General features: G+C 68.0%; 24 protein-coding genes. 5 read left to right on the forward strand and 19 right to left on the reverse strand.

The features are described from left to right. Positions 1–112 precede the first annotated feature (112 nt). From KF709_04115 to KF709_04140, 6 genes are all read right to left on the reverse strand, one after another. Complete coding sequence (locus KF709_04115; GenBank protein ID MBX3173570.1) at positions 113–487, reverse strand: prepilin-type N-terminal cleavage/methylation domain-containing protein; 375 nt, start codon at positions 485–487, stop codon at positions 113–115. A 220-nt stretch (positions 488–707) separates the two neighbouring features. After that, positions 708–2,417: a hypothetical protein gene (locus KF709_04120; protein MBX3173571.1), complete on the reverse strand. Its 1,710-nt coding sequence runs from the start codon at positions 2,415–2,417 to the stop codon at positions 708–710. Further along, entirely contained in the window at positions 2,414–3,163 is a 750-nt protein-coding gene (locus KF709_04125; GenBank protein MBX3173572.1) for a glycosyltransferase family 2 protein, read from the reverse strand. Before KF709_04125 ends, KF709_04120 begins: the two co-directional genes overlap by 4 nt. Next, positions 3,160–4,788: a hypothetical protein gene (locus tag KF709_04130; protein MBX3173573.1), complete on the reverse strand. Its 1,629-nt coding sequence runs from the start codon at positions 4,786–4,788 to the stop codon at positions 3,160–3,162. The genes KF709_04125 and KF709_04130 overlap by 4 nt, the downstream gene beginning before the upstream one ends. Next, complete coding sequence (locus KF709_04135) at positions 4,785–6,161, reverse strand: sigma-54-dependent Fis family transcriptional regulator (protein ID MBX3173574.1); 1,377 nt, start codon at positions 6,159–6,161, stop codon at positions 4,785–4,787. Before KF709_04135 ends, KF709_04130 begins: the two co-directional genes overlap by 4 nt. Beyond that, entirely contained in the window at positions 6,158–7,858 is a 1,701-nt protein-coding gene (locus KF709_04140; protein MBX3173575.1) for a PAS domain-containing protein, read from the reverse strand. The genes KF709_04135 and KF709_04140 overlap by 4 nt, the downstream gene beginning before the upstream one ends. A gap of 59 nt (positions 7,859–7,917) precedes the next feature. Between KF709_04140 and arfB the strand changes: the two genes are divergently transcribed. Then, on the forward strand, positions 7,918–8,370 hold the full coding sequence (arfB, locus tag KF709_04145; protein ID MBX3173576.1) for an aminoacyl-tRNA hydrolase: 453 nt from the start codon (positions 7,918–7,920) through the stop codon (positions 8,368–8,370). 40 nt (positions 8,371–8,410) lie between these two features. Here the strand turns inward: arfB and KF709_04150 are convergent, their stop codons facing one another. From KF709_04150 to KF709_04160, 3 genes are all read right to left on the reverse strand, one after another. Then, complete coding sequence (locus KF709_04150; GenBank protein ID MBX3173577.1) at positions 8,411–9,133, reverse strand: outer membrane beta-barrel protein; 723 nt, start codon at positions 9,131–9,133, stop codon at positions 8,411–8,413. A 90-nt stretch (positions 9,134–9,223) separates the two neighbouring features. Further along, a complete protein-coding gene (locus KF709_04155) occupies positions 9,224–10,000 on the reverse strand; it encodes a hypothetical protein (protein ID MBX3173578.1) in 777 nt (258 codons plus the stop codon). After that, positions 9,997–10,500, reverse strand: a complete 504-nt coding sequence (locus tag KF709_04160; GenBank protein ID MBX3173579.1) for a hypothetical protein — start codon at positions 10,498–10,500, stop codon at positions 9,997–9,999. Before KF709_04160 ends, KF709_04155 begins: the two co-directional genes overlap by 4 nt. Here KF709_04160 and KF709_04165 point away from each other — a divergent pair. Then, positions 10,489–10,899, forward strand: a complete 411-nt coding sequence (locus KF709_04165) for an RNA-binding S4 domain-containing protein (protein MBX3173580.1) — start codon at positions 10,489–10,491, stop codon at positions 10,897–10,899. The two genes, KF709_04160 and KF709_04165, sit on opposite strands and share 12 nt — an antisense overlap. A 78-nt stretch (positions 10,900–10,977) precedes the next feature. Then, positions 10,978–11,142 (forward strand): hypothetical protein, encoded by a 165-nt coding sequence (locus KF709_04170; protein MBX3173581.1) that lies wholly within the window; start codon positions 10,978–10,980, stop codon positions 11,140–11,142. Positions 11,143–11,222: 80 nt separating this feature from the next. Here KF709_04170 and infA read toward each other — a convergent pair whose 3' ends face one another. Next, positions 11,223–11,444 carry a translation initiation factor IF-1 gene (gene infA, locus KF709_04175; protein ID MBX3173582.1) on the reverse strand — a complete coding sequence of 74 codons (222 nt, stop codon included), beginning with the start codon at positions 11,442–11,444 and terminating at the stop codon, positions 11,223–11,225. Between the two features lie 80 nt (positions 11,445–11,524). After that, positions 11,525–12,244: a thioredoxin family protein gene (locus tag KF709_04180; GenBank protein ID MBX3173583.1), complete on the reverse strand. Its 720-nt coding sequence runs from the start codon at positions 12,242–12,244 to the stop codon at positions 11,525–11,527. An 86-nt stretch (positions 12,245–12,330) separates the two neighbouring features. Between KF709_04180 and pnuC the strand changes: the two genes are divergently transcribed. Both pnuC and KF709_04190 read left to right on the forward strand, forming a co-directional pair. Continuing rightward, positions 12,331–12,954 carry a nicotinamide riboside transporter PnuC gene (gene pnuC / locus KF709_04185; GenBank protein ID MBX3173584.1) on the forward strand — a complete coding sequence of 208 codons (624 nt, stop codon included), beginning with the start codon at positions 12,331–12,333 and terminating at the stop codon, positions 12,952–12,954. Next, positions 12,951–13,475, forward strand: coding sequence for an ATP-binding protein (locus KF709_04190; GenBank protein ID MBX3173585.1), 525 nt, complete (start codon positions 12,951–12,953; stop codon positions 13,473–13,475). Before pnuC ends, KF709_04190 begins: the two co-directional genes overlap by 4 nt. A 72-nt stretch (positions 13,476–13,547) precedes the next feature. Here KF709_04190 and KF709_04195 read toward each other — a convergent pair whose 3' ends face one another. From KF709_04195 to KF709_04230, 8 genes are all read right to left on the reverse strand, one after another. Continuing rightward, entirely contained in the window at positions 13,548–14,510 is a 963-nt protein-coding gene (locus KF709_04195; protein ID MBX3173586.1) for a M28 family peptidase, read from the reverse strand. A gap of 142 nt (positions 14,511–14,652) precedes the next feature. Continuing rightward, positions 14,653–15,954, reverse strand: coding sequence for a hypothetical protein (locus tag KF709_04200; GenBank protein MBX3173587.1), 1,302 nt, complete (start codon positions 15,952–15,954; stop codon positions 14,653–14,655). 36 nt (positions 15,955–15,990) lie between these two features. Beyond that, positions 15,991–17,535, reverse strand: coding sequence for a DUF3108 domain-containing protein (locus KF709_04205; GenBank protein ID MBX3173588.1), 1,545 nt, complete (start codon positions 17,533–17,535; stop codon positions 15,991–15,993). A gap of 414 nt (positions 17,536–17,949) precedes the next feature. After that, a complete protein-coding gene (locus KF709_04210) occupies positions 17,950–19,146 on the reverse strand; it encodes a type II secretion system F family protein (GenBank protein ID MBX3173589.1) in 1,197 nt (398 codons plus the stop codon). 24 nt (positions 19,147–19,170) lie between these two features. Continuing rightward, a complete protein-coding gene (locus tag KF709_04215) occupies positions 19,171–20,349 on the reverse strand; it encodes a type IV pilus twitching motility protein PilT (protein ID MBX3173590.1) in 1,179 nt (392 codons plus the stop codon). A 52-nt stretch (positions 20,350–20,401) separates the two neighbouring features. Continuing rightward, positions 20,402–22,231: a Flp pilus assembly complex ATPase component TadA gene (tadA, locus tag KF709_04220; GenBank protein MBX3173591.1), complete on the reverse strand. Its 1,830-nt coding sequence runs from the start codon at positions 22,229–22,231 to the stop codon at positions 20,402–20,404. Positions 22,232–22,332: 101 nt separating this feature from the next. Then, on the reverse strand, positions 22,333–22,569 hold the full coding sequence (locus tag KF709_04225) for a helix-hairpin-helix domain-containing protein (GenBank protein MBX3173592.1): 237 nt from the start codon (positions 22,567–22,569) through the stop codon (positions 22,333–22,335). 359 nt (positions 22,570–22,928) lie between these two features. Next, the gene (locus tag KF709_04230) at positions 22,929–23,879 is read right to left on the reverse strand and encodes a M28 family peptidase (protein ID MBX3173593.1); all 951 of its coding nucleotides are present in this window, start codon (positions 23,877–23,879) and stop codon (positions 22,929–22,931) included. Positions 23,880–24,047 lie beyond the last annotated feature (168 nt).

Raw genomic sequence — 24,047 nt, forward strand, 5'->3', positions numbered from 1 at the left:
CGCTCCGGTCGAGCAGGATGTCATCGCGATACCGCGTTCCTCAGCCCCAAACGGCAAGGCGGGCCGGACGCTGAGCGTCCGACCCGCCTTGTGTACTGCTAGGAGCGATGGATCAGCCGCAGACCGGCTCACCCTCGTTCTCGCCCGAACCCACCTGGCTGCCAACCTTGATCGCGCAGGTCTGCGTGGTCGAGGTGTGCGAAGCCGACGCCTGCCAGCCAAGGCCGGCATCCGGGGTGGCCGTGACGGTCACGCCAGCCGACGTGGTGTAGCCCGTGCCCAGCTGGGCCAGGGTGCCGTACGCGGTGTTGTCGGAGAAGTACGCTTCCTCGGCGGTCACGAGGTTACGGAGGTCAGCCTTCATCGAGGCGATGTAGGCCTTCTCCTTCGTGTTCGCGAACTTCGGGATCGCGATCGCGGCCAGGATGCCGATGATCACGACGACGATGAGGAGCTCGATCAGCGTGAAGCCCTTCTTGTTGCTCAGCATTGCAGAAACTCCGGATTGGGGGTGGAAACAACGTAGCAGCAGCAGTCCGGCGATGAATGGAGGCAAGCACCGTGCCAACGCTTGCCATCTACCCCATCCCGCTGCCTGACAACGACTTAACACGAACGAGCGCGCATTCGGTCACTTCCTCGGTTGGCGAAACGTCAGGACTATTGCAAGACACCGCTCGGCATCCGTGGACTTCGTCTCCTGTGACCTAGGGCACACGGGCGCCCGTTCTCCTGCGTCTTGCCAGCCACCAGTTGGGTCCTGCGGAGTCCGAGGCGGCCAGCGACGAGTCGGCCACATAGATCAGAAAGCGAAATGCATCCGCCGACCGGCCGGTCTCGAGACCCTGCAGCGCCACGGCCCGCGCCTCTCGGAACCGCTGCATCGCAATCAGGCAGCCCGAGGCGCCGAAGTGCGGCGTCGGCTTTCGCGGTTCCAGCCGCCGCGCAATCCCATAGAAGTGCAACGCTGGTTCGCAGAGGCCGCGAGCCTGCAGCCTCAGCGCCAAGCCGAGCGGCGGCCCATCGTGCTCCGGCCATAGCGCCATCGCCCGCCGCATGGCGGTCTCACCGGCCACGAACTCCTCGCGCCGCAGCAGTTCGTCGCCCAGCCAGAAGTGCCCGCGGAAGTTCATCGGGGCCTCCGTGACCAGCGCGGCGACCATCGTGTCGTTGTCCTTCCAGGCGTGTTGGCGTTCCGCGCTGTGCGCGGCCGCGACGCCAAGCACGGCAACGGCACTTGCGATGACGAGCGTTCGAACTGATCCGGGTCTCGCCTGTAGCCATCCCCAGAGCCGCAGCCACAGCGCGCCCGCCGCGAGCGCGATGCCGACTGTGGAGAGAAACAACGTCCGCTCCGCCAGCAGGATGCCGGTGGGCACGACGATGTTGGCCACGATGGAGTAGGTCACGGCGATCCACGCGAGGGCGAGTGCCAGCGCGTGATCGCGTCGCCAACTCCATCCGAGGAGGCCCATGAATGCGCCGAGGATCAACAGACCCGGCAAGTGTGCGAGCCCCGGAGCCGTGTGCAGCGCCGTGTACTGCGGCGAGTAGTCGGCGTAGAGCCGCGCGGGCCAGACGAACAGACGCGCCAACTCCGGCACGAGGCCGAGCATCAGCCAGGCGCGCTGTGTGAGGCCAAGGTCCTTGAGTGCCACGTGTGCGCGGTCGCCGGCCAGCCCGCCGACGATGTCGCTGCGCACCAGCAGCCAGAGCAGCGTGATGCTGGCCAGGGCCACGAACAGGATGCGGGCCCGCATGCCCCCATCCCGGGCGGGAGGGGCGTCGCGCAGCACCGTGAGTTCAAGCGCGAGCAGCACGCCGACCAGCAGCACCGCGTGCTCCTTCATCCCGAGACCGAGCAGCGCGAGGGCCAGCACGGCGAGGACCGTCGGCGCGTGCAGGCGATCCGTGCGGCGGGCGCGTGTGTAGACGGCGGCCGCTCCCACCACCGCCAAGGCCACCCAGAGTTCGAGCTGCCCCACGATGTTGCCGACCGACTCGACGTGCACGGGGTGCACGGCAAACACCAAAGCGGCCGCGAGCGCGCCGGCGGCGGGCAACAGTTGCCAGGCCAGCGCCAACACCACGAGACAGACGGCGACGTACAGCAGCACGCTCACCGCGTGGAACAGCAACGGCGCACCATCGCCCGCTACCCACTGCGTGGCGAAGGACAGCAGTCCCAGCGGACGCCAGAGCGTGTCTTCGGGAGGGAGCTGCCAGTACGCGGTCGTGAGCAGCGCAGGAATGTTCGAGAGCGAGTGCAACAGGTTGCGCCGCTCGATCACCAGCACGTCGTCCAGCGCGAAGCCGTTGCCGAGGCTGCTGACCGAGGCCACCAGCGCGGCGAGCACCACCAACGCCGCGGCGACCCAGGGGGCGCGCCGCGACCACAGGCCCGACCAATCGATCATCGCGTGAAGTTGGACTTCGTGATGTGCCAGAACGCGGCGACGCCGTCCTTCCAGCCGATCTTCTTGCCCTCGGCGTAGGTGCGACCAGAGTACGAGATGGGGACTTCGTAGATGCGTGCCCCGGCCTGCGCGAGGCGCGCCGTCACCTCGGGCTCGAAGCCAAAGCGGTCGGCGCTCAACCGCAGCGAGCGCGCGAGATCCCCACGGATGGCCTTGTAGCAGGTCTCCATGTCCGTGAGGTTGAGGTTCGTCATCATGTTGCTGAAGGTCGTGAGCACCCAGTTGCCCACCGAGTGCCAGTAGTAGAGCACGCGGTGCGGGCCGCCGAGGAAGCGCGAGCCAAACACCGCATCGGCGCGGCCATCGATGATCGGCCCGAGCAGGACGGGCCACTCGGCGGGGTTGTACTCGAGGTCGCCGTCCTGCACGATGACGACGTTGCCCGTGCTGGCGGCCAGCGCCGTGCGGATCGCCGCGCCCTTGCCGCGGTTCACCTCGTGTTCGAGCAGCACGTCGATGCGGCCGCGTTCGTGCAGCCGGCGCAGGATCTCCGTCGTGCCGTCCGTCGAGCGGTCGTTCACACAGATGATCTGCTTTTTTACGGGCACCGCGTGCACCGCGTCGAGGATGGTCTCGATGGTGTGCAGTTCGTTGTAGACGGGAATCAGCACCGAGAGCACGAGTTCGGGACTCGGCAGCGGCGTGCGCGACGCGGGGCGCGCGGAGGGCTGGGTAGGCGAGGTCATCGGCGATCCAGAAGGAAGGCGCGGGCGCCGGCGCCCGCGGGGGTGAACTCTCGGAAATGTCGCGCCGGGTCACGCTCGGCGCGCAGAAAAGCCACCAGGATGGGGGAGTCCGGCAGCAGTACATAAGCATCGGGCGCGAACGCGGCATCCAGCACGGTGATCACGTCGGCCCGCTCGGGAATCGTCTTCTCCGCGAGATGGTCGGTCACGCGGAGGATGTCGAGCGAGATCACCTGCTCGCCGGAATAGAGTGCCAGCATCGGGGCGATGTCCGACGCGATCAACTTGCCGCGCAAGCGCGGGTCGCTGAGCATCAGGTCCAGCGCGGGGCGCATCCGCTCGGACATCCCGCGCGAGGCGCTGCCCGCCCATCCGCGCGCGAGACCGCGCGCGCTGTACGTGGCGTGCCCGACGGCGAGAAAGAGGCCGAGGCCCAGTGTCGCCCATGCCAGTCGGGGCCGCTGCTGCGCGCGCAGCAGTTCGACCAGCGACCAGATCCCGTAGCCGCAGACCATCACGAGCAGGGGCCAAGCGCCCCAGAGGAAGCGCTCGATCTGGTATGGCCAGAAGAAGACGACGACGAGGTAGCCCGCGACGCTCAGCGCGAGGACGCGGTGCCGCCGCGCGGCGAGTCCGGCGCCAATGCCCACGACGGTGCCGATGATCACGGCCACGGCGGCGATGGGGCGCAGCACCGAGACCAACGGGCTGAAGAAGATGCCGAGGAAGGTCCAGGCACCCGAGAGGTTTTTCTGGAGCACCGCGAACACGAGCGATGCGCCGCCCTCGCGATAGCCACCGACGACCCACTCGAGGTAGGGGCCGTACGAGCCGCGCAACACATCAGGGAATCCCGGCGCGTGCTTCCAGACGAAGAGCTGCCAGGGCAACACCAGTAGGACGGTCGTGGCGCCAACGATGAATGCGTCGCGCCATCGCCGCTCCACGGCCAGCGCCAGCAGCAGCGCTGGCAGCAGCACGCCGCCCACGGTGCGCGTGAGGATGACGACGCCAGTCGCCACGCCGGCAAGCATCGCGGGACGCGTCCCCCCTGCACCATCCATCAGCGCGCCCGCCGCGAGCAGGCCGGCGAACAGCGTCGCCATGAACAGCGGCTCCGAGAGGAGAACGCTGGTCAGGACCTGCATCGGCACGCTCACGAAGCCGAGCAGCACAAGCGCCGCCAGCGCCATCCGTGGCCACGGGAGGAGGCGTCCCGCGAGACGGAAGGCGCCGGCAGCCGCCAGAGCGAGCACGATCGGGTTGACCAACTTCAGCCACATCGTGCTCTCGGGGAACGGCGGCGCGACCTTCCAGACCAGCGCCAGCAGCAGCGGATACGCCGGCGGATAGTGGATGGCCGGCGGCGTGCCCGGCAGCTGCGGGTAGACGAACCCCTGCCCCGTCGCGATGGCCTTCGCGACGAGCGCATAGATGGCATCGTCGAAGAAGACGCCGATGAGGTGCGGTGTTGCGTTGGCAAGCGACGCGAGCAACACCACGACGCCGACGGCAATCGCGTAGCGTCGGTCCATCGCCATCTCGCTGGCGGTACCTCCCATCGGGCCGGCGTGTGCGATTGCGTCGCCAGGGGGCGGCGACGACTCCGAGACTGGCTGGCTCACGAGTCGACGCCGTAGCGCGCGAGCTTGCGATGCAGCGTGGACGGATCGATGCCGAGCACCTCGGCCGCCCGCGTCTTGTTGCCCGCCTCGGATTGCAGCACCCACAGGATGTACGCCTTCTCGATGACGTCGAGCGTGGGATTCACCGCCACCCGATCGCTCACCAACGGTTCGGTGCGCCGCTCGGTGATGCGCTCCGGCAGGGCGCCCACCCCAATCGTCCCGCTGCCGGAGAGGATGACGGCGCGCTCGAGCGCGTTCTCCAATTCACGCACGTTGCCGGGCCAGCTGTAGGCGAGCATCGCCTCGAGGGCGTCGTCGCCGAGTCGCTTGGGCGACTCTTCGCGCTGCTGGGCGCTGCGGGCCAGGAACGATTCCGCCAGCAGCGGGATGTCCTCGGCGCGCTCGCGCAGCGGCGGCAGGTGCAGCGCGATGACGTTGAGGCGGTAGAACAGGTCGCGGCGGAAGTTGCCGCGCTTGATCTCCTCCTCGAGGTCGCGATTGGTGGCCGCCACGAGGCGCACGTCGATCGCCTGCGCCTCGGTGGCGCCGACGGGAATCACCTCGCGGTGCTGCAGCACGCGCAGCAGCTTGACCTGCGTGGCGGCCGTGGTCTCGCCGATCTCGTCAAGGAAGAACGTTCCGCCCGCTGCCGACTTAAACAGGCCGTCGCGATCGCGCACGGCGCCGGTGAAGGCGCCCTTCACGTGGCCGAAGAGCTCGCTCTCCAGCAGGCCTTCGGGCAGCGCACCGCAGTTGATGCTCTGGAAGGTGGAGTCCGCGCGCGGCGAGAGGTCGTGGATGTAGCGCGCGACGACTTCCTTGCCGGTGCCGGACTCGCCGGTGATCAGCACCGTCGAGTCCGTGTGCGCCACTGCCTCGGCCAGGCTCAGGACCTCGAGCCACACGCGGTGGTTGCCCACCGGCGCGCCGGCGCCGCGGCGGTCGCGCTTGCGGATCTCGCGCTTGAGGCTGCGGTTCTCGACGCGCAGCTCGCGATGCTCGGCGGCGCGGCGCAGAATGGCGAGCAACTCGTCGTTCCGGAACGGCTTCTGGATGTAGTAGAAGGCGCCGGCGTTCACGGCCTGCATCGCCGTCTGGAGGGTGGCCTGGGCCGTCATCAGGATGACCGGCATCTCCGGATCCAGCTCGCGCGCGGCGTTCAGCACCTCGACGCCGCCGACCTGCGGCATCCGCACGTCGGTCAGCACGATGTCGGGCTTGATCTCCGGCAGCTTCTCCAGCGCGGGCTTGCCGCCCTGCGCGACGTGCACGCTGAAGCCTTCGGCGCGGAGCAGGATCTCCAGGGTCTGCAGGATCCCGGACTCGTCATCGACGACGAGGATGCTGGGACGACGGTCGCTACTGCTCACGGCCGGGCTCCTGCCGCGTCGGCGGCGGGAAGAAGAACGGAGAAACGGGTACCCGAGCTATCGCTGTCCACCAGGACGACCCCGGAGTGGGCCTCGACGGCGCGGTGCACGACGGCGAGTCCCAGGCCACTGCCACCGGGCTTGGTGGTGGCGAAGGGTTCGAAGAGCCGGTCCACGATCTCCGGCGGGATGCCACTGCCGGCGTCGAGGACTTCCACCGACACCGCGTCGCCCACGAAGGGCAGGCCCGAGGGCAACTCCGTGCGCGACAGCACCCGTGTCTGCACGCGCACCGTTCCAGTATCGGGCGAGGCCTGCAGGGCATTGAGCACGAGGTTGAACAGGGCGCGGTGGATCAGGTCCGCATCGCCCTCAATGATGACGGGGGCGTCGGCCGTCTCGACCTGCACCGACACATCGCGTCCGCGGTCGGGATGCGCGGCCGCCAGGGCGGCCGCGTCGCGCACGATATCGCGCAGGTCGAGTCGCTCACGCCGCGAGGCCTGCACGCGCGCAAAGTCGAGGAACTCCGAGAGCAGGCGCGAGAGCCGGTCCGACTCGCGCACGATGAGTGCACCCAGCGTGCGTTCGTCGTCGGTCGCCGTCGGGCGCACACTCATCTGCTCGACGGCGCTGCGGATGCTGGCGAGGGGATTCTTGATCTCGTGGGCCAGCGAGGCCGAGAGTTCCGCGACCGCTTCCAGCCGCTGCGCGCGCAGGCGCAGGGTCTCGAGGCGCTTCTCGTCGGAAATGTCCTGGAGAATCACCGTCGTGGCGCCACCGACCTGCCGGAGGTCGCCGCTCACGGCCGTTGTGGTGATGCCCAGCGGCACGCTTCGTCCATCGCGCTGCAGCGTGCCCTCGATGCGATTGCTCGGCCGGCGGTTCGCGATATGCGAGGAAATCGCCTCCGCCACCGATGGCGCCGACGCCCGAATGCGATCTAGGATGGGCTCGCCACCCCGACCGTAGAGCGGGAAGCCCAGCATCTCGCTGGCCGTGGGGTTGGCGTAGAGCAGCCGGCCCAAGTCGTCCACGGTGAGGATGCCCGCGCGGATGTTGGCGAGGATGTCGGCCGCACGCAGCTGCACGGAGGCCAACTCGGCCTGCAGCCGCTCGCGACCGACGCCCGCTTCCTGCAGCCGCGCGGCGATGTAGCCGGTGCCGATGGCGACAAGCACGAAGACAACGAGCTGCAACAGCAGTGGAAGCGAGAGGTCGCCGCCGCTGAGCAGGAAGGCGTCGCCGACGTAGAGCACCGAGCCGAAGATCGCCAGCAGCAGGGAACTGCCGATCGGCAACAGCAGCGCCGCCGCCGCATAGGCCAGGATGTACATCGCGGCGAACTGCGAGTCGGCACCGCCCGTGAGGTGCACGATCGCCGTGATGAGTAGGAGGTCGTGCACGAACTGCACGTAGAGGAATCCCGGGCCGGCAGGGGCGCGGCTGACCTCCGTCCGCACGAACGACAGGGCCGTCAGCCCCATCGAGGTGACGAACACGGTCGCCGCGAGGGCCGTGTTGATGGCGTAGTTCACCGGGTCGGCGAACAACGCAAAGCGGAGCACCCACGCGAAGTTGGCACTCGCGACGACCAGTCGTCCTACATATATCCAGACCAGCAGGCGCCGCGGCTCGAGGATTCCGCGCGCGCGTAGCTGTCCACCGTACGAGTCATCTACCAATCGGCGCTCCATGCCTTGCATTTCGCAACACCTTCAAGCTGACGAGCGCTCTGGCGTTCTGCAACAATCGCATGGCAACGCCTGAACTCTGGGACGATGAGGGCCGGCTCTTCGTGACCGCCGCTGTGCGCATCCCCGCTGCGGAACTCACCGTGCGCGCCACTCGCGCGGGCGGGCCGGGCGGCCAGCACGTCAACACCTCGTCCACGCGGGTCGAGGTGACCTGGAATGTCCGACAGTCCGTGGCGCTGTCCGATGATCAGCGCGCACGCCTCGAGCTCCGCCTCGCGAGCAAGCTCGACGCGAGCGGATCCATCCGCGTCGTCGCGGCAGACACGCGCAGCCAGTCGCAGAATCGCGCACTTGCGCTCCAGCGGCTCGCGTCGTCGCTACGCAGCGCGCTGGCCGTGCCGAAGCCGCGCAAGGCCACCAAGCCCAGCCGTGGCGCCAAGCAGCAGCGGCTGGACAGCAAGAAGCGGCGCTCGGCCGTGAAGCGCGAGCGCCGCTGGCGCAACGAAGAGTGACAAGACCTGCGACGCGTGAACCGCGACGCGCGAACCGCGACTAGCGCGCCCGACGCCGCCCGAAGCTCACGCCGATCACGATCGTCAGCAGGTCGGCGCGCGTCTCGCGAGGATTCAGCACCACGTTGCCACCGGCGTCCTCGCTGATGTCGCCGCGCGTCAGGTAGCGGACGCTCTCGCCGTTCCAGGCGTAGCGCACCCCGAGGTCCAACACCGTCCCGCTGCTGCCCATCGGGATGTAGAGACCGCCGATCGCGATCTTCGAGAACGCGTTGTCGCTGGAGTTCGTCGTTGACGCCACCGGATCGTCGTCGCTGTCCGTCCCGCTCGCGGTTGTCCGGGTGGAGAAGTTCGAGATGCCGATCAGGCCTCCGACGTACGGACGGATGCCCGGCCCCGGCACGCCCAGCTGCCCGCCGAGGTTGAAGCCGGCAATCGCATTCGTGGTCGAGATGTCGAGGTCGATGGTCCCGGCGGCGCCCGCCGGCACCGAGATCCGGCGGCGGTCGTGTCCGTAGATCGCGAGGTCGAAGCCGGCACGCAGCCCGAGATAGTCGTTGACCATCCACATCCCGCCGAGGCCAAAGCCCCAGGAGACCTCGACGTTCTCGGCAAACTCGCCTTGGGGCACTCCAACCTGGAAGGACAGCGGCACCGAGAACGTGCCGCCGGAGGACTGGGCAGCGAGAGTTGACCACGGCTGCGCGGCGAGCGCGCCGAGGAGCAGGACGCGCCGGATCGGCGCAGGAACGGTTGATGGCATCTCAGAGTCCTCAGAAGTCGATTCGTCGCGGCACTGGCGCACCGCCTCCACCATTGACGCTCACGGCCTGCGCCGCGCCACAGGGCGCGACTAGCGCGGCACCAGCGCTCGCACCGCCGCTGGTGGTGCCAATTCCGCATCCTGCAGCGGATCGAAGGCCACGAATCCAATGCGCATCACCACGTCCGCCTCCGCCAGCCGCTGCACCACCGATGTCGCGATCAGCAACGGCCCGAACGCTCGGTAATCACCCAGCAGGGTCCGCTCCTCCACGTGGCCGAGTGGACCGAGCACGCGGCGGCGCGTACCGATGCTGAGCCCGGCCTCGCGGTCAAAGTACTCGTAGAGTGTGTCACCCTCCACGCGGACGAGCTCGACCTCCCAGGCACTGCGGCCATTGAAGTCGCGCGCGGAGACCGTGCGCGCGGAGACGAAGCGCGAGAAGTCGTGCAGGTCCCCGGCGAAGTCCGATTGCTGCACCAGGGCGTCGCGCTCCTCGCCGACGAGAAGGCGCGGCCCACCTGGCCTGAGCGCCCAGGCCGTCTGTCCGTCGAAGCCCTGCGATACCTCGGCGCCCTGGCCGAGCACCGTACGGAAGACGTAGTGATTGGGTCGGCGCCGAAGGATCTCGAGCGGCGCTTCAATACCGGCCGCCTCGATACTCAGCGTGCCGAGCATCCGGATGGAACTGAGGGAGTCGTAGGCCGCCCGGCCACCAACCAGCGAGTCGTGGCGCGCCGCGAGCAGGAGCGCGTTCGGCAGCGTGTCCTGGCGCGCGGCGAGCAAGACCGCGATGGGCGGCGAGTCAACGGCCGGCGCCGGTGGCTGCGCGACGGCCGTCACCAACGCCACGGCAACTGCGATCACGGCCGCACCGGCAGTCCCGCCTGCAACGCGAGCATGATGCGTTCCTGGTTCGCCACCGAGCCACCGGTGATCACCGCCACGAGATTGTTGTTCACCACCATCAGCATCGGGATGGCAAAGGGCGAGGTCCGTCCGGAGGGCGTGGCGCTGCGGGCATCCAGCTGGTCGGTCACGGCCTTGCGAGCCGTGCTGTCCGCATAGATCCAGGCATAGACCTCGCCACCGCCCGCGTTGAGCGCGATTGGCGGCTGCCCCATCCAAGGCGCACTTGGCGGGGCGCCCTCGCGCACGCGCGGCAGCACGCCCGTTCGCACAAGTCGGTCCATCAAGTGCGCCTCGGTCCAGAGCCCCGTCGCCGGCATCGCCGCGGCCCGCGTGGCCGTGGACTCCGCGTCCGCGATGGCCGCGCGCGTCTGCGCCTGTTCGGCCGCCTCGCGGGCCTCTCCGCCACAGGCTGTCGCGAGGATCGGCACGATTAGCTTCAGGAGGTGACGACGCATCCCGAGGGAACTCCGCTGCGGACCGATCCGGTCCGCCTGGACAAGTGGTTGTGGGCGGCGCGCTTCTACAAGACGCGCTCCATCGCTGCCGAAGCGGTGGACGGTGGCAAAGTGTACGTGAACGGCGAGCGTGCCAAGCCCGCCAAGAGCGTTCGGCCCGGTGATACCCTGCGCCTGCGCCTCGGCCCCTACGAGCACGTTGTCGAGGTGCTGGGCACCAGCGAGCGTCGCGGGCCGGCGCCCGAGGCACAGCGCCTCTACCGCGAGACCGACGATTCCCGGAAGGCCCGCGAGCGCCTGCACTGGCAACTCACGAAAGCCGCGCCGGCGATGGAGCCGGCCAAGGGACGGCCCACCAAGCGGGACCGGCGGGATCTGGATCGATTCCGCGACCGCTGAGCCGAGCCCGGCTCGGTGGCGGGTCCCCCCGGCCCCGATTAGGATTCCCCGCGTACCTCTGACCTACCCGATCCGACCATGACGACCAACGACTCGAAGCAGTACGACCCGAACAAGCTGGGCTGGGGATTCGCGGCGGTGATCATCGTGCTCGCCATCGTGGCGAACGTGACCGCGTTCTCGATCCACAAGGCGACGTACCTCAAGCCGGACAAGCCGGCGGCAGCCGCCGCGGCGCACTAAGGTCTGGACAAACGAAGCGCGGGGCGCGAATCCAATGGATTCGCGCCCCGCGTCGTTTCTCCCGGCTACCCGGACGCCGCTCAGTTCTTGTGGCGGAACGTGATGCGGCCGCGGCTCAGGTCGTAGGGCGAGACCTCGACCGTGACGCGATCGCCCTGCAGGACGCGGATGCGGAAGCGCCGCATCTTGCCGGCCATCGTGGCCAGCACGTCGTGACCATTGGAGAGCAGGACCCGAAAGGTCGCGCTCGGCAACACTTCACTGACGGTCCCTTCGAGTTCGATCGCTTCTTCCTTCGCCATATCGTCCTTGTTGCGGGTTGGGTGGTTCCGGACTGACCCCACAATCTAGCCGAGCGGGGCCCCCCGGAACAACGCTCGCCCTACAGACCCGACGAGGGGCCGCCAGCGTCACAACCCCGAGCGCCGCCAGCGGCCGCGGCCAGCAGCGCGACCACCTCACGCACCGTGGACGCCCCCGCATCGCGGTCGTACCAGCCCTGCTTCTCCGACGCGAACTGGGACGTGCCGCCGCCGGCGCGGGCTTCGATGGCCCGCCGTTGCAGCTCGGCCGGCCGCTCGACCCAGCAGCCGACCTCATTGCCCGCCAGGTCCAGCAGGATCACGGTTGGCGTGGCCGCACGCCCATCGGGCGTACGGCGAGCCGCCATCAAGCCCCGCGCCGCATCCGGGTGCACGATGCGGATATCGAGCGCCGGGACTTCCTCGGCCAGCTTGGCCAGGTACGGGATCGTATTGACCGAGTCGCTGCAGGCATCGAGCGCGATGGCGAGGATCAGCCAGCGGCCGGGCAGCGCACGGGCCTGGGCGAGGGCGTCCGCGGGCACCAGGGCGCGCTCCCAGTTGCTGAGCCAGAGCGCCCGACGGGCGCGGGCGTCGGCCAGGAAGCTGTCCCAGGTGACGCCGGACTCGTAGGTCGCGCGCAGCGTGCTGTCGGCAATCGCGGCGCGCGCTGCCACGGGGTCGGCCACCGCCGCGTGCGCTGCCGACGATCCCGGACCGTCCTCAACCTCGCAGCGCAGCGCGGCGGGGATCTCACCCAAGGCGAACGTGAACGACAGCGCCAGCGCGGGGACAAGCATCTGCAGAGCCTCGGCAAACGGGATGGCTGAGGATATCGGCGGTTCAGCGCTTGTATCAAGCCCCCGCCCATCGTTACCCTCCCGCGATGGATCCCCTCGAGGTCGTCGCCGTGCTGTTCGGCGTGCTCAGCGTCTGGCTCAGCACGCGGGAGCACATCGCGAGCTGGCCGACGGCGCTGGTCAACACCTCGCTGTACTGCGTGATCCTCTGGCGCGAACATCTCTACGCCAATGCCTCGCTGCAGCTGTTCTACTTCACGCTGTCGCTGTACGGCTGGTGGGCCTGGAAGTTCGGCGGCCGCGAGCACACCGGCGTCGTGGTGACGCGCACGTCGCGACGCCTCGCCGCGCTTCTCGTGGCCATTGGCGTCGCGGCTGCGGGACTCATCGCCGCCACGCTGTTCCGGTTCACGGATTCGGCGTCGCCGTGGCTCGACTCCGGCACCACGGCGACGAGCCTCGTCGCACAGTGGATGATGACGCGAAAGCTGCTCGAAAACTGGCTGGTGTGGACGGTGGTCAACGTCGTCTACATCGGGATGTACCTGTCACAGGGCCTGCGACTTACGGCCGGTCTCTACGTGGCGTTCCTGGTGCTGGCGGTGCTTGGGTACCGCTCCTGGCGCCGCAGCTTGGCGTCGAGACTTGCCGTCGAGCGCGGCAATGCCGACAACGTGGCGCCGGATCGCGCCGCAACGACGCCGGCGTGACGCTGCGCGTGGTGCTGACCGGGCCGGAGGCGAGTGGCAAGACCACCCTCGCCCGCACGCTGGCCGATGCACTGGCTGCGCCCTGCGTCCCTGAAGCGTCGCGGCTTGTCGCCGAGGCCCTGCGGCCGGAAGGACTCTCGGCGGAAACCGTCGCGCCGATTGCACAGCTCGGGATGCGATTGGACGACGAGGCGCGCCTGCGCGAGCCCGACGTGATCGTCTATGACACGGACCTCGTGAGCACCGTCGTCTATGCGCGGCACTACTACGGCGAGGTCGCCTCGTGGATTGTGGACGAGGCACGCGCGCGGCGCGCCGATCTCTACCTGCTCTGTCGCCCCGATCTGCCCTGGACGCCGGATGGTGTGCGCGACCGGCCGACAGGCCGCGAGGCGATGTTCGACGCGTTCCGCGACGCGCTCACGGAGCTGGGGGCGCGCGTGGTGGAGATCGGCGGCGTTGGCGAGGCCCGAACGGAAGCGGCGCGCGCGGCCGTGGAGGCCGCGCGCGCCGGGAAGTAGTCGTGCACCCACGGTTGCGCCGCGCTCACCCAGCGGCGCCCCGCTTGCCGCGCTCACATCTCCCTGCCGCGCTCAGCGCGCCGGCAGGTTCTCGTCGAGATGGCGCACGAACGCCGCGATGGTGCGCGCCGAGCGCAGATAGAACCCGCCGTCCACCTTCTCGGGATCATCGCTGGGCTTGTGATAGTCCGGGTGGTCCTCGACGCCGAAGTACACAAACGGGATCTTGGCCGCGTTGAAGGCACCCTGGTCGGACTGGTTCGTCCAGTCCTCGCGGCCACCTCCGCTGTCGTGTCCGAGCTTGAGCTGCACCGGCGCCACGCGCGCGACCGCCTCGAGCAGCGGACGCATCTGCGGGTAGGGCGAGGCGCCCGCCGCCCAGAGCTCGTTGCGGTCGTTGCGTGAGACCATATCGAGATTCACGTTGGCCGCGATGCGCGACAGCTCGACGGGAGGCTTGGCCACAAAGGCGCGCGCCCCGACCAGCCCCATCTCCTCGGCGTCGAACAAGGCGATGATGACGCTGTGCCGCGGTGGCGCAGCCTTGAGCGCCGCAGCGATCTGCAGCACGGCCGCCGTCCCCGACGCGTTGTCGTCCGCCCCGTTGTAGATCTCGCCGTTGCGCGTCCCGACGTGGTCGTAATGCGCCGAGACCACGATGACGCGCTCGGGATCGACGGTGCCAGGCACCAAGCCAAGCACGTTCACGCCCCGCACGGAATCGGTGTTGTTGCGGCGCGGCATCACGAACGCGTGCTCGTAGCTCCCATTCACCGGCTCCAGGCCGATGCGGCGCAGCTCGCCGACCAGGAAGGCGCGGGCCTTTGCGTTCTGCGGCGTCATTGCGGCGCGGCCGCCCATCGAGTCGTGTGCGAGCCGGAAGAGATCGCCGAGCAGGCGTGCGGAATCGAGGGTCGGGAGGCGAACCGCCGCGGCGGTCCCGGAGGCCGACGAGCCGGCCGACGAGGCGGACGAGGCCATCGAACCGGCACAGGCGGCGACGGCGAGGCTGAGGAGGGCGAGCAGAGGGCGCATCTGGGGAAGTTAGCAGGACGGAGGACGCGGGGCGCGGGACGCGGGGCGAGGCAGTTGCAAAGACGACGGCGGGTGAGAGCCGAAGCCCCCACCCGCCGTCTCTGCTTGCCTTCGTCCTACAACCTCAGTCCTCCGTCCTGCCTTAGAACGCCAGCACCGCCTCGATCATGAAGCCGTTGAACTTGCCACCGTTGCGGGTGTCGGCGGCACCGTTGAAGCCCTTGTACTCCTGCGTCACGTACTCGGCCTTCATGAGCAGGCTCGGGGTCACATACCAGCCGCCACCGAAGTTCATGCGGGTCACGTCCGCGTCCGGCGCTGCCGTGCCGACATCACCCGACACGTTGTTCCAGCGGGCGGCGAGGTAGAAGTTCTCGCTGCGGCCCATGCGGTACACGCCCTCGGCCATCATCTGGGTCACCTCGCGCTCGGAGGTCTCGGCGGCGCTGCGACCCTTCGCCGACTCATACATCCCGAAGAACTCGGCGCCACGGAACTTGATGAACGGATTGATCATGAAGGCGCTCTGCTTGTCGGTGAACCCTGGGTTGATGCGGCCCGAGGTGAAGTTCGCCGACTCGGTGGCCGTGGTGGCCTCCGTCACGAAGTAGTAGCGCGATCCGGCGCGGTCCCCCGAGTAGATCGAGTTGCTGATCGAGGACTCGGTCATGCGGAAGGAACCGCTGAGGCGGACGCGCAGGTCGTCGTTGAGCTGGCGGTCGAAGCCAAGCTTCGCCATGTACGCCGGCTTGCGGTCATCGGGCGCGTCCACGCGGCCCTTGATCTCGCCACCCGTCGCGGCCAGCACGCCGAAGATGCCGTTCTTCTGGACGATGGCCTCGACGCCGACTTCCGTCGTGAAGGCGTCCATCAGGGCGTTGCCGACCAATGGGTTGTACATCGCGTTGCCGTTGTCCGTGCGACGGAACTGGAAGTCGCCGTAGTTCACCTGGAAGTGGCCGACCTTCAGCGTCGTGACTTCCATCAGCTTGTGGAAGAAGGGCACGTCAAGCGGCGACGCGTCGATCTGCAGGAAGCCGTCCTTCACGTATGGCTCCGGGTGGTGCCGCGACGACAGGTAGGTCGTGAGCTGCACGCGGATCCCGGGGGCGACCTGCGCGTTCATGTACAGGTTGGCCGCGGCGTTGTTGAAGCCGGCGCCGATCTCCTTGAGCGCGGTCGAGCCGTCGGTCTCATGGTCTAGCGACTGGAACTGCTGCGTGAAGGCCGCGCCCCACTGCAGCGCAAAGCCCGTGTAGGGGATGTTCTCGACCTTGGGGGTCTCGAAGATGTTGATGCCGCGCTTGTCGTAGGGCCGCAGGTACTGCACGACCGTCGGCGGCTGGAACTTCGCGTCGTCGTTGTCCGGCGTCTGCTGGGCCTGGAGCGGTACGGCAAGCGCCAGGGCGACGGCGGCGAACAGGGTGGAGTGAAGCGCTCTCATTGTGGTACCCTCGGGGAATGAGACCGGCCGCGCCGGTCAGTTGTTGAGCAACAGATCGAACTGCACCGTCACTGTCTCGCCCACCTTCAGGGCGCCCATCATCAGCCTCGGGGGCTCGACGCCCCAATCGGTCATCTTGAGCGGATAGCTGCCCGTCACACGCAGGGCGCCTTCCGCGGCCGCAAAGGTCACCGGCACCGTGATCGGCCGGGTCTGGCCGTTCAGCAGCAGCGTGCCCTGCAGCGAGCCCGTCACCGCGGTCGCCTTCGCGAGTTCGTAGCCGCTCAGCGTGAAACGGATCTCCTGGTGCTTGTCGCTGTTGAGCGCCTTCATCATGTGGCCATTCATCGTGCGGTTCTCGCAGTCGAGCTGCGCGACCGGGAAGGTCAGGGTCACCGTCTTGACCGCCTTCTGGCCGGCCAGCACCGCGGCCGGCGCGCCGGCTTCGGCATCGATCATGGCGTCGATGCGGGGCGCCTTGCAGCTCCAGTCGCGGACGGTGGAAGTGCCGTCAAACCAGAGGCGACTGCCGTCCTTCAGGCTGAGCGGATCAAGCGAGGGACGCCACGCCGTCAGCACCGCCAAGGCGGCGACTGCGAGCAGGGTTCCGGTGATCCGAGTGCGTGTCATCGTGGACTCCAGCAGGGGGAACGAGGCGAGTGCGGACGTGTCCGTCACTCGTGCATGGAGTATCTCGTGTGGGGCGTCCCCTGACAGTAGGGTTGCACCGGAACTTGGGTGCGGGCTGGAGCGGACTACTCGGTAGGGGTTTTCCCCACTCACTGCCCTAGGGCGCCATCCCTCGCAGGGCAGCGCCCCAGGGTAGCGGGGCGGAGACACCCACCCTGTCAGCGTCAGAGTCGTGGCGCCCAGCAGGGGCATCGACGAGCGGATCCGGACCGGAACGTGGCAGTCCGATACCGCGATATTGATGCGCACCGTGCCGGTCCCGCGATACCGCTTGGGGTCCTTCACCTCCATCTCGACGATGCGGGTGCGGAAGATCCCGACCGAGGTCTCCACGACCTCCTCGCCGCGGATGTGCACCACCGTGGGATTGCGGGAGGCGTCGAAGTGGCGCTCGAAGGAGAAGGTCGTGTCCTTCTCCAGCGGCAGCGTCCGCAGGAAGTAGATGAAGGACAGCTCATCCAGCGGCAGGGGGGAGCCGAGCGGCTTGGGCGCGTCCTCGCCGTCGCGCCAGGTGCCGGCCCCGAGGTCCATCACGACGCGTTCCTCACTGCGCGAGAGCGGGTGGCGCTCGGTCTTCTCGTAGCGGAGGCTGGCAAAGCGCAGTGGGTCGAGCCAGGAGGCCGTGCGATCGACCGCGCGCACGGGCCCACGCCCAGCTTCCAGCTCGAACACGAGCTTCCAGGTGCTGACCCCCTGCTCCACCACGGGCCCCTCGACGCGCATCTGCCCCTGACCGACGTTGCCGCCAATGGCGACGTGCACGCGATACTCCAGCGCCTCGCCGATGGGAAACGGCGGGCGCACCGGCGGCATCGTGACGGACGGCAGCTGAGCGGCCAGCGATGCCGGCAGGCAGATGGCAAGCAGAAGGTGTAGCCAGCGTGATTTCACGCGGGGAAGGTGCGGCGTGGGGCCCGGCATTGCCAGCAGGTACTCCCCTTGGCGTTGGTGGTGCCGTCCCTGACAGTGCCTTTCTGGATTGGTGCGCTGAGTTTTTGCCACGGAGACACGGAGGCACAGAGAACTACGGATGCGGGCGGAACGGCGGATGCGGGACAACTGCAAGAGGCGATGCTGGGGGACTGCAACAGCAACGACACCTGAAACTTCTTGGGGGAACTACAACGGCGACGTTGCTGGCTCCGCATCGCAGTCCGCGGCTGTGCCGCATCCGCAGCCATTCCCGTATCCGCCTCCCTCTGTGTCTCTGTGCCTCTGTGGCAAAGACTCAGCGCACAAATGCACGAATGAAGAAGGGGCGGCCGAACGGCCGCCCCTTCTTCGTCCTTCAACCTTCGTCTGCCCTTACTGCACCGCGTTGATCATGTCGAAGATCGGCAGGTACATCGCCACGACCATGCCGCCGACCACGACGCCGAGGAACACGATCATCATCGGCTCCATCAGGGCGAGCAGGCCGCCCACCGCGGCGTCCACTTCCTCGTCGTAGAAGTCGGCGATCTTCGACAGCATCTCGTCGAGGCCGCCTGTCTGCTCGCCCACGGCGATCATCGAGATCACCATCGGCGGGAACACGCCGGACTTGGCCAGCGGCGCCGAGATCGTATCACCACCGGCGATCGACGAGCGCGAGGCCATGATGGCGTCCGAGATGACGCGGTTGCCCGCCGTTTTGGCTGTGATCTCGAGGCCGTCCAGGATGCTCACGCCCGAGCTGATCAGCGTACCCAGCGTACGCGTGAAGCGCGACACGGCCGACTTGCGCAGCACATCGCCGAGTACCGGGGCCTTGAGCAGCATCCGGTCAATGCGCAGTTGGCCGTCAGGCGTGCCGTAGTACTTCCGCAGCGACTGCACCGCGACCACGCCGGCGATGATCAGCGCCCACCACCAGCTCTGCAAGAACTCCGACATCCCGATCACGATGCGCGTCGGCAGCGGCAGGGCCAGGCCGACCGACTCGAACATGCTTTGGAACGTCGGGATCACGAACAGCAGCAGGATGGTGATGGCGGAGCCGGCCACGCCCATGATGACGCCAGGGTAGATCATGGCGCCTTTCACCTTGCGAACCAGGGCGTCGTTCTTTTCCATGAACGTCGCGAGACGCAGGAGGATCGTGTCCAGGATACCGCCCGCCTCGCCCGCCGCCACCATGTTCACGTAGAGCTCCGTGAACGCGTTCGGATGCTTGGCCAGCGCGTCGGCCACCGTGTGGCCCGACTCGACGTCGAACACCACCTGCCGCGTCACCGCCTGCAGCACGGGGTTCTCCGACTGCTTGGACAGGATGTCCAGGGCCTGCACGAGCGGCAGGCCCGAGTTGATCATGGTCGAGAACTGGCGGGTGAAGATCACGATGTCGCGCATCGCAATCGAGCCCTTGGTCTTCGGGGCGGTCTTCGACTGCTCCTCGACCTTCACGACGTTCATCCGCATACGCTTCAGCTGCGCGACGACGTCTTCCTTGTTCGCGGCCTCGATGGTCGCGGACTTGAGTTCGCCGGAGGCGGTGCGTGCGGTATAGACAAAGGCTGGCATAGGGTCTCCTCAGGGACCAGACGACTAACGACGGCCGCCGGACACAGGCCCACCCCGTCCGGCCGGGCCGGTCGTCGAGGGGCCTTCGTCCCCGGCGGACTTGCCGATCATGCGCAGGAACTCCACCGGGTCGCCGGACACCCGCAGGCATTCCTCCTCCGACACCTCGCGCGACTGGTACAGCCCGTACAGGGCGTCGTTCAAGGTCTGCATCCCATGCTTCTTGCCGGACTGCATCATCGAGTAGACCTGGTGGATCTTGTCGTCGCGGATCAGCGCCCGGATGGCCGGGGTCACCACCAGGATCTCGGCGGCCATCGCCCGGCCCTTGCCCGAACGCTTGGGCAGCAGCGTCTGCGTGATGATGCCCTCCAGCACGAAGGCCAGCTGGGCACGGACCTGTGCCTGCTGGTGGCTGGGGAAGACGTCGATGATACGGTTGATGGCCTCGGCCGCCGAGTTCGTGTGCAACGTGGCGAAGGCCAGGTGGCCCGTCTCGGCGATAGTGAGACCGGCGTGGATCGTCTCGTGGTCGCGCATTTCGCCTACGAGCACGACGTCCGGGTCCTCACGGAGCGCGTACTTGAGCGCGTGACCGAAGCTCTTGGTGTCCGAGCCCACCTCGCGCTGGTTGACGATGCAGCCCTGGTGCTTGTGGATGAACTCGATCGGGTCCTCGACCGTGAGGATGTGGCCTTTGCGCTCGCGGTTGATCTTGTCGATCATCGCGGCAAGGGTCGTGGACTTGCCGGAGCCCGTGGGCCCCGTCACCAGCACAAGGCCGCGCGGCTTCTCGGCCAGCTTGGCAATCACCGGCGGCAGGTTGAGGTCCGAAAAGGTCTTGATGCTGAACGGGATGACGCGGAGCACGATGGAGACGCAGCCGCGCTGCTTGAAGCAGTTGCCGCGGAAGCGCGCCAGGTTCTGGATGCCGAACGAGAAGTCCAGCTCGTCCTCCATCTCGAAGCGCTTCTTCTGGTTCTCAGTGAGCACCGAGTAGGCCAGCTGCAGCGTCTCCTTGGGCTGCAGCACCGTATCCTGTCGGGACGGCGTGATGTCGCCGTCGATGCGCATCATCGGCCGGGAGCCGGCGGTGATGTGCAGGTCGGACGCGCCGCGCTCGAGCATCTCCTCCAGGAGCACACGGAGGTTGACGCCCTGCGGCTGGGGGGCGGTGGCGGCTGCGGCGGGGGCTGCGGTCATTGCTCGGGGGAAACGGTGAACGGGGAACGGTGCACGCGCGTGGCGAACACCATTACGCGCTGGTCTCGGTGATCACCTGCTCGAGCGACGTGATGCCCTTCCACACTTTCACCAGGCCATCCATGCGGAGGGTGAGCATCCCTTCCTCGATCGCGAAGTCCTTGATCTCGGCGGCGCCGACATTGGAGAGGATCAGCTTGCGAAGGCCGGGCGACATGTTCATCACCTCGTAGGCGCCCTGGCGGCCCTTGGAGCCGGAGCCGTTGCAGGCGTCGCAGCCCTTGCCCTTGAAGAAGGGCATGTCGATGGCCTTGGTCTCGAGCGTGATGTTGGCCAGCAGCGGCTTCACGTCGTCCGGCGCGCGGGCCTTGAGGCCGTCGATGGCCGCCTGGCTGAAGCGCAGTTCCCCAAGCGTCGTCGTCTCGGTCCAGCGCGCGGCGGCGATCTCTTCGGGCGTCAGCTTCACCTGCTGCTTGCAACTGCTGCAGTTGCGGCGCAGGAGGCGCTGCGCGAGCACAAGGTTGAGCGCCGAGCTGACGTTGAAGGGCTCGAGGCCCATATCCAGGAGACGCGTCACCGTCTCGGCGGTCGAGTTCGTGTGCAGCGTGGAGAGCACCAGGTGGCCGGTGAGGGCCGCCTTGACGGCGATGCCGCCCGTCTCGAGGTCGCGGATCTCGCCGACCATGATGATGTTCGGGTCCTGACGCAGGAAGGCCTTCAGCGCCGCCGCGAACGTCATGCCGATCTCGTTGCGCACCAGCACCTGGTTGACGCCGAAGAGGTTGTACTCCACGGGGTCCTCGGCCGTCATGATGTTCGTCTCGACCTTGTTGATGAGCTTGATGCTCGAATACAACGTGGTCGTCTTGCCGGAGCCCGTGGGACCGGTGACGAGTACCATGCCGTAGGGGCTGCGGACGGCGTCCATCAGGTCGCGCTCGGCCTGGGGCTCGATGCCGAGCTTGTCCAGGTCCATCAGGTTGCTCTGGCTCAGGATGCGGAGCACCACCTTCTCGCCGAACAGCGTGGGCAGCGTGGAGACGCGGAAGTCCACGACCTTGTTGGCGCTGAGCTTCAGCTTGATGCGGCCGTCTTGCGGCACGCGGCGCTCGGCGATGTTCAGCGAGCTCATGATCTTGAACCGGGAGATAAGCGCCGGCTGCATCTTTTTGGGTGGCTTCATCACCTCTTCGAGGTGGCCGTCCACGCGGTAACGCACCCGGAGTTCCTTCTCGAAGCACTCGAAGTGGATGTCCGAGGCGCCCTGCTTCACTGCGTTCGTCAGGATCGCGTTGATGAGCTTCACGACCGGGGCATCGTCCACGGCTGCAGCCAGCGCCGTGGCGGACATCTCCTCTTCCTTGTCCTCCAGCACCTCGATGTCGCCGTCCTCGAGGCCCTCGATCTCGTCTAGCAGCGCGGACATCTGCACGTCGCTGGACTCGTAGTGCTTCTCGATGACGTTGCGAAGCGTGAACTCGCCGGCGATGACCGGGAAGATGTCGTAGCGCGTGATGAACTTGAGGTCCTCGATGACACCCATATTCGTCGGGTCGGCCATCGCGACCGTCAGCGTGCGCCCGTCCCGCTTGAGGGGCAGCACCAGGTTCTTCGTGGCCAGGTCCGCCGGCACCAGCTTGATGATCTTCGGATCCACCTCGAACTTCGAGAGGTCCACGGCAGGCATCTTGTACTGCCGCGCCAGCGTGCGCGTGAGCTCATTCTCTTGGATGAACCCGAGCTTGATCAGGTTGTAGCCGACACGCGTGCCACTGTGGCGCTGCTCGTCCAGCGCCTTCTGGAGCTGGTCGCGCGTGATCAGCCCCTCCTTCACGAGGAGGTCACCGATCCGCTCTGGTCCTCCAGCTGCGGCTGCGCTCATGCGTCAGGAAACGGGGACGGGTGCCGACCTCCCCGGGCGGTGGATTGCCGGGGCGTACGACACGTGGAGGGTGAGAAGGTGCCCGGTAGAGCGCACAAGTGTCAAGGATGTGCGCGGCGGGCTGCCGGTCGGCCCGATTGTGTAGGACGAGGCAGGCCCGAGAAGGTGACATAGGGCGCCAGTTTTGCGGCCAGTGCGGGACCTATGCCCTTCACCTGCTGGAGAGCCTCGAGCGAGCCGTAAGCGCCTGCTGAGTCGCGGTTTGCGATAATGCGAGCGGCAAGCGCGGGACCGATTCCCGGCAGGCGGTCGAGCTCTTCGATGCCGGCCCGATCCACATCGACCAAGTGAGGTGTTCCGGGTCGCGGGCCCGATGCTCCGGCGCTAGCGCCACTCGACGTGGAGGGCGCGCTGGCCTTCGAGCTGCTTCGCTTCCGCCCCCCGGCCGCGACCGCCGAGTCAACTGCAGCGATCTGCCTGGCGAGGGCCTCCCGGGACTCGGCCGGCACCGGCGTGGGCCGAAGGGCGCGGCAACCGCGGACTCCCACGCCGAGCGCGGCGATGGATGCCACGAAGAGCAGCGCGCTCCGTTCGGCTGGTGTCGGCACCTGCGGAGCTTGGTAGCGCCTTCGCCCCGCGCCGCATCGCCGCTACGCAGCCCGCATCGATTCTGGCTCCGCGGTCCGCCGGATGCCGACTACAGCCCGCGCAGCACCGCCAGCGCGACATCGCCCACCACCTGCATCGTCGCTCGCGACACCTTGTCCGCCGTGTCCTCGAGCGTGTGGTGATAGGCGTAGTCGAGGTCGATCACGTCGATGACCTTGAGGCCGGCCTCGATCAGCGGCAGGTGGTCGTCGGTGATTGGCCCGTACTCCCGTGTCGGGAAGTAGATGCCGTGGCCGAGGCGCTGCGCAGTGGTCCACACCCGCTGCACCACTTCGGGGGCCGCACGCACCGAGTGCGACTCGTACAGGAAGCGCGCGTCAGCCTTGCCGATCATGTCCCACACGACACCGAACTCCGGCGCGTAGGTCGCCGAGGGGAGATGCGTGGCGAAGTACTTGGCGCCCAGCAGCACGTCGGTGTTCGTGTCGAAGCTGCCCCAGTCCTCGCCGTCGACGAGCAGGAGGTCGACGCCCACGGCGACCGGATTCGCCTTCAGCGCGTCCGCCACGCCGAGCAGCAACGCGACGCCGGAGGCGCCGTCATTGGCGCCGGGAATGGGCTTGTTGCGATCCTCGGCGCGCATCTCCTTGTCGGCGCGCGGACGGCTGTCCCAGTGCGCGACGTAGAGCACACGTCGTGCGGCCGCGGGATTGAAGCGGGCCAGCACGTTGCGCATCGGCAGCCGCTGGCCGTCCTCGGTCGTGTGCGTCCAGGTCTGGACGAGCATGGTGTCGGCGCGCGCGCCGAACTCCCGGACCATCCAGTCACCGGCCGCGCGGTGCGCCGCGGTGCCGGGAACGCGGGGCCCGAACTCGATCTGCGCGGTGACATAGCGCATCGCCGCGTCGGCGTCGAACTCGCTGGCCGCGGTGCTGACATTCGCTGCGGCGGCGTCACCGGGCCGGGCATCCGCGCCGCCACCGCAGGCCAGCGCCGCCACGAGGGGCAGTCCAGCGAGTGCAAGCCCTGCAGCCGCCATCCGGGGCGTCGACTTGGGAACCTTCCGCGAGTGATTCATGCGCCGTGTTCGCCTCTCCTGGGGCCGGCAGGCGATCCGCTACGGCCAACATCGCCGCGCGGTCCGCTCTCACCGGCGCTCGTGGGTATCAATCCGCGCCGCCGGGCCCTGAAACCTTGCCCCGCCCCT

This window comes from Gemmatimonadaceae bacterium, from assembly GCA_019637445.1.
GTDB lineage: Bacteria > Gemmatimonadota > Gemmatimonadetes > Gemmatimonadales > Gemmatimonadaceae > Pseudogemmatithrix.

Coding starts and splice junctions, on each gene's coding strand:
- pnuC (MBX3173584.1), top strand. CDS start 12,331: ATGGATCCCCTCGAGGTCGTCGCCGTGCTGTTCGGCGTGCTCAGCGTC.
- infA (MBX3173582.1), bottom strand. CDS start 11,444: ATGGCGAAGGAAGAAGCGATCGAACTCGAAGGGACCGTCAGTGAAGTG.
- KF709_04150 (MBX3173577.1), bottom strand. CDS start 9,133: ATGCCATCAACCGTTCCTGCGCCGATCCGGCGCGTCCTGCTCCTCGGC.
- KF709_04195 (MBX3173586.1), bottom strand. CDS start 14,510: ATGCGCCCTCTGCTCGCCCTCCTCAGCCTCGCCGTCGCCGCCTGTGCC.
- KF709_04170 (MBX3173581.1), top strand. CDS start 10,978: ATGACGACCAACGACTCGAAGCAGTACGACCCGAACAAGCTGGGCTGG.
- KF709_04140 (MBX3173575.1), bottom strand. CDS start 7,858: ATGGAGCGCCGATTGGTAGATGACTCGTACGGTGGACAGCTACGCGCG.
- KF709_04215 (MBX3173590.1), bottom strand. CDS start 20,349: ATGACCGCAGCCCCCGCCGCAGCCGCCACCGCCCCCCAGCCGCAGGGC.
- KF709_04125 (MBX3173572.1), bottom strand. CDS start 3,163: ATGACCTCGCCTACCCAGCCCTCCGCGCGCCCCGCGTCGCGCACGCCG.
- tadA (MBX3173591.1), bottom strand. CDS start 22,231: ATGAGCGCAGCCGCAGCTGGAGGACCAGAGCGGATCGGTGACCTCCTC.
- arfB (MBX3173576.1), top strand. CDS start 7,918: ATGGCAACGCCTGAACTCTGGGACGATGAGGGCCGGCTCTTCGTGACC.
- KF709_04120 (MBX3173571.1), bottom strand. CDS start 2,417: ATGATCGATTGGTCGGGCCTGTGGTCGCGGCGCGCCCCCTGGGTCGCC.
- KF709_04180 (MBX3173583.1), bottom strand. CDS start 12,244: ATGCTTGTCCCCGCGCTGGCGCTGTCGTTCACGTTCGCCTTGGGTGAG.
- KF709_04210 (MBX3173589.1), bottom strand. CDS start 19,146: ATGCCAGCCTTTGTCTATACCGCACGCACCGCCTCCGGCGAACTCAAG.
- KF709_04230 (MBX3173593.1), bottom strand. CDS start 23,879: ATGGCGGCTGCAGGGCTTGCACTCGCTGGACTGCCCCTCGTGGCGGCG.
- KF709_04160 (MBX3173579.1), bottom strand. CDS start 10,500: ATGCGTCGTCACCTCCTGAAGCTAATCGTGCCGATCCTCGCGACAGCC.
- KF709_04200 (MBX3173587.1), bottom strand. CDS start 15,954: ATGAGAGCGCTTCACTCCACCCTGTTCGCCGCCGTCGCCCTGGCGCTT.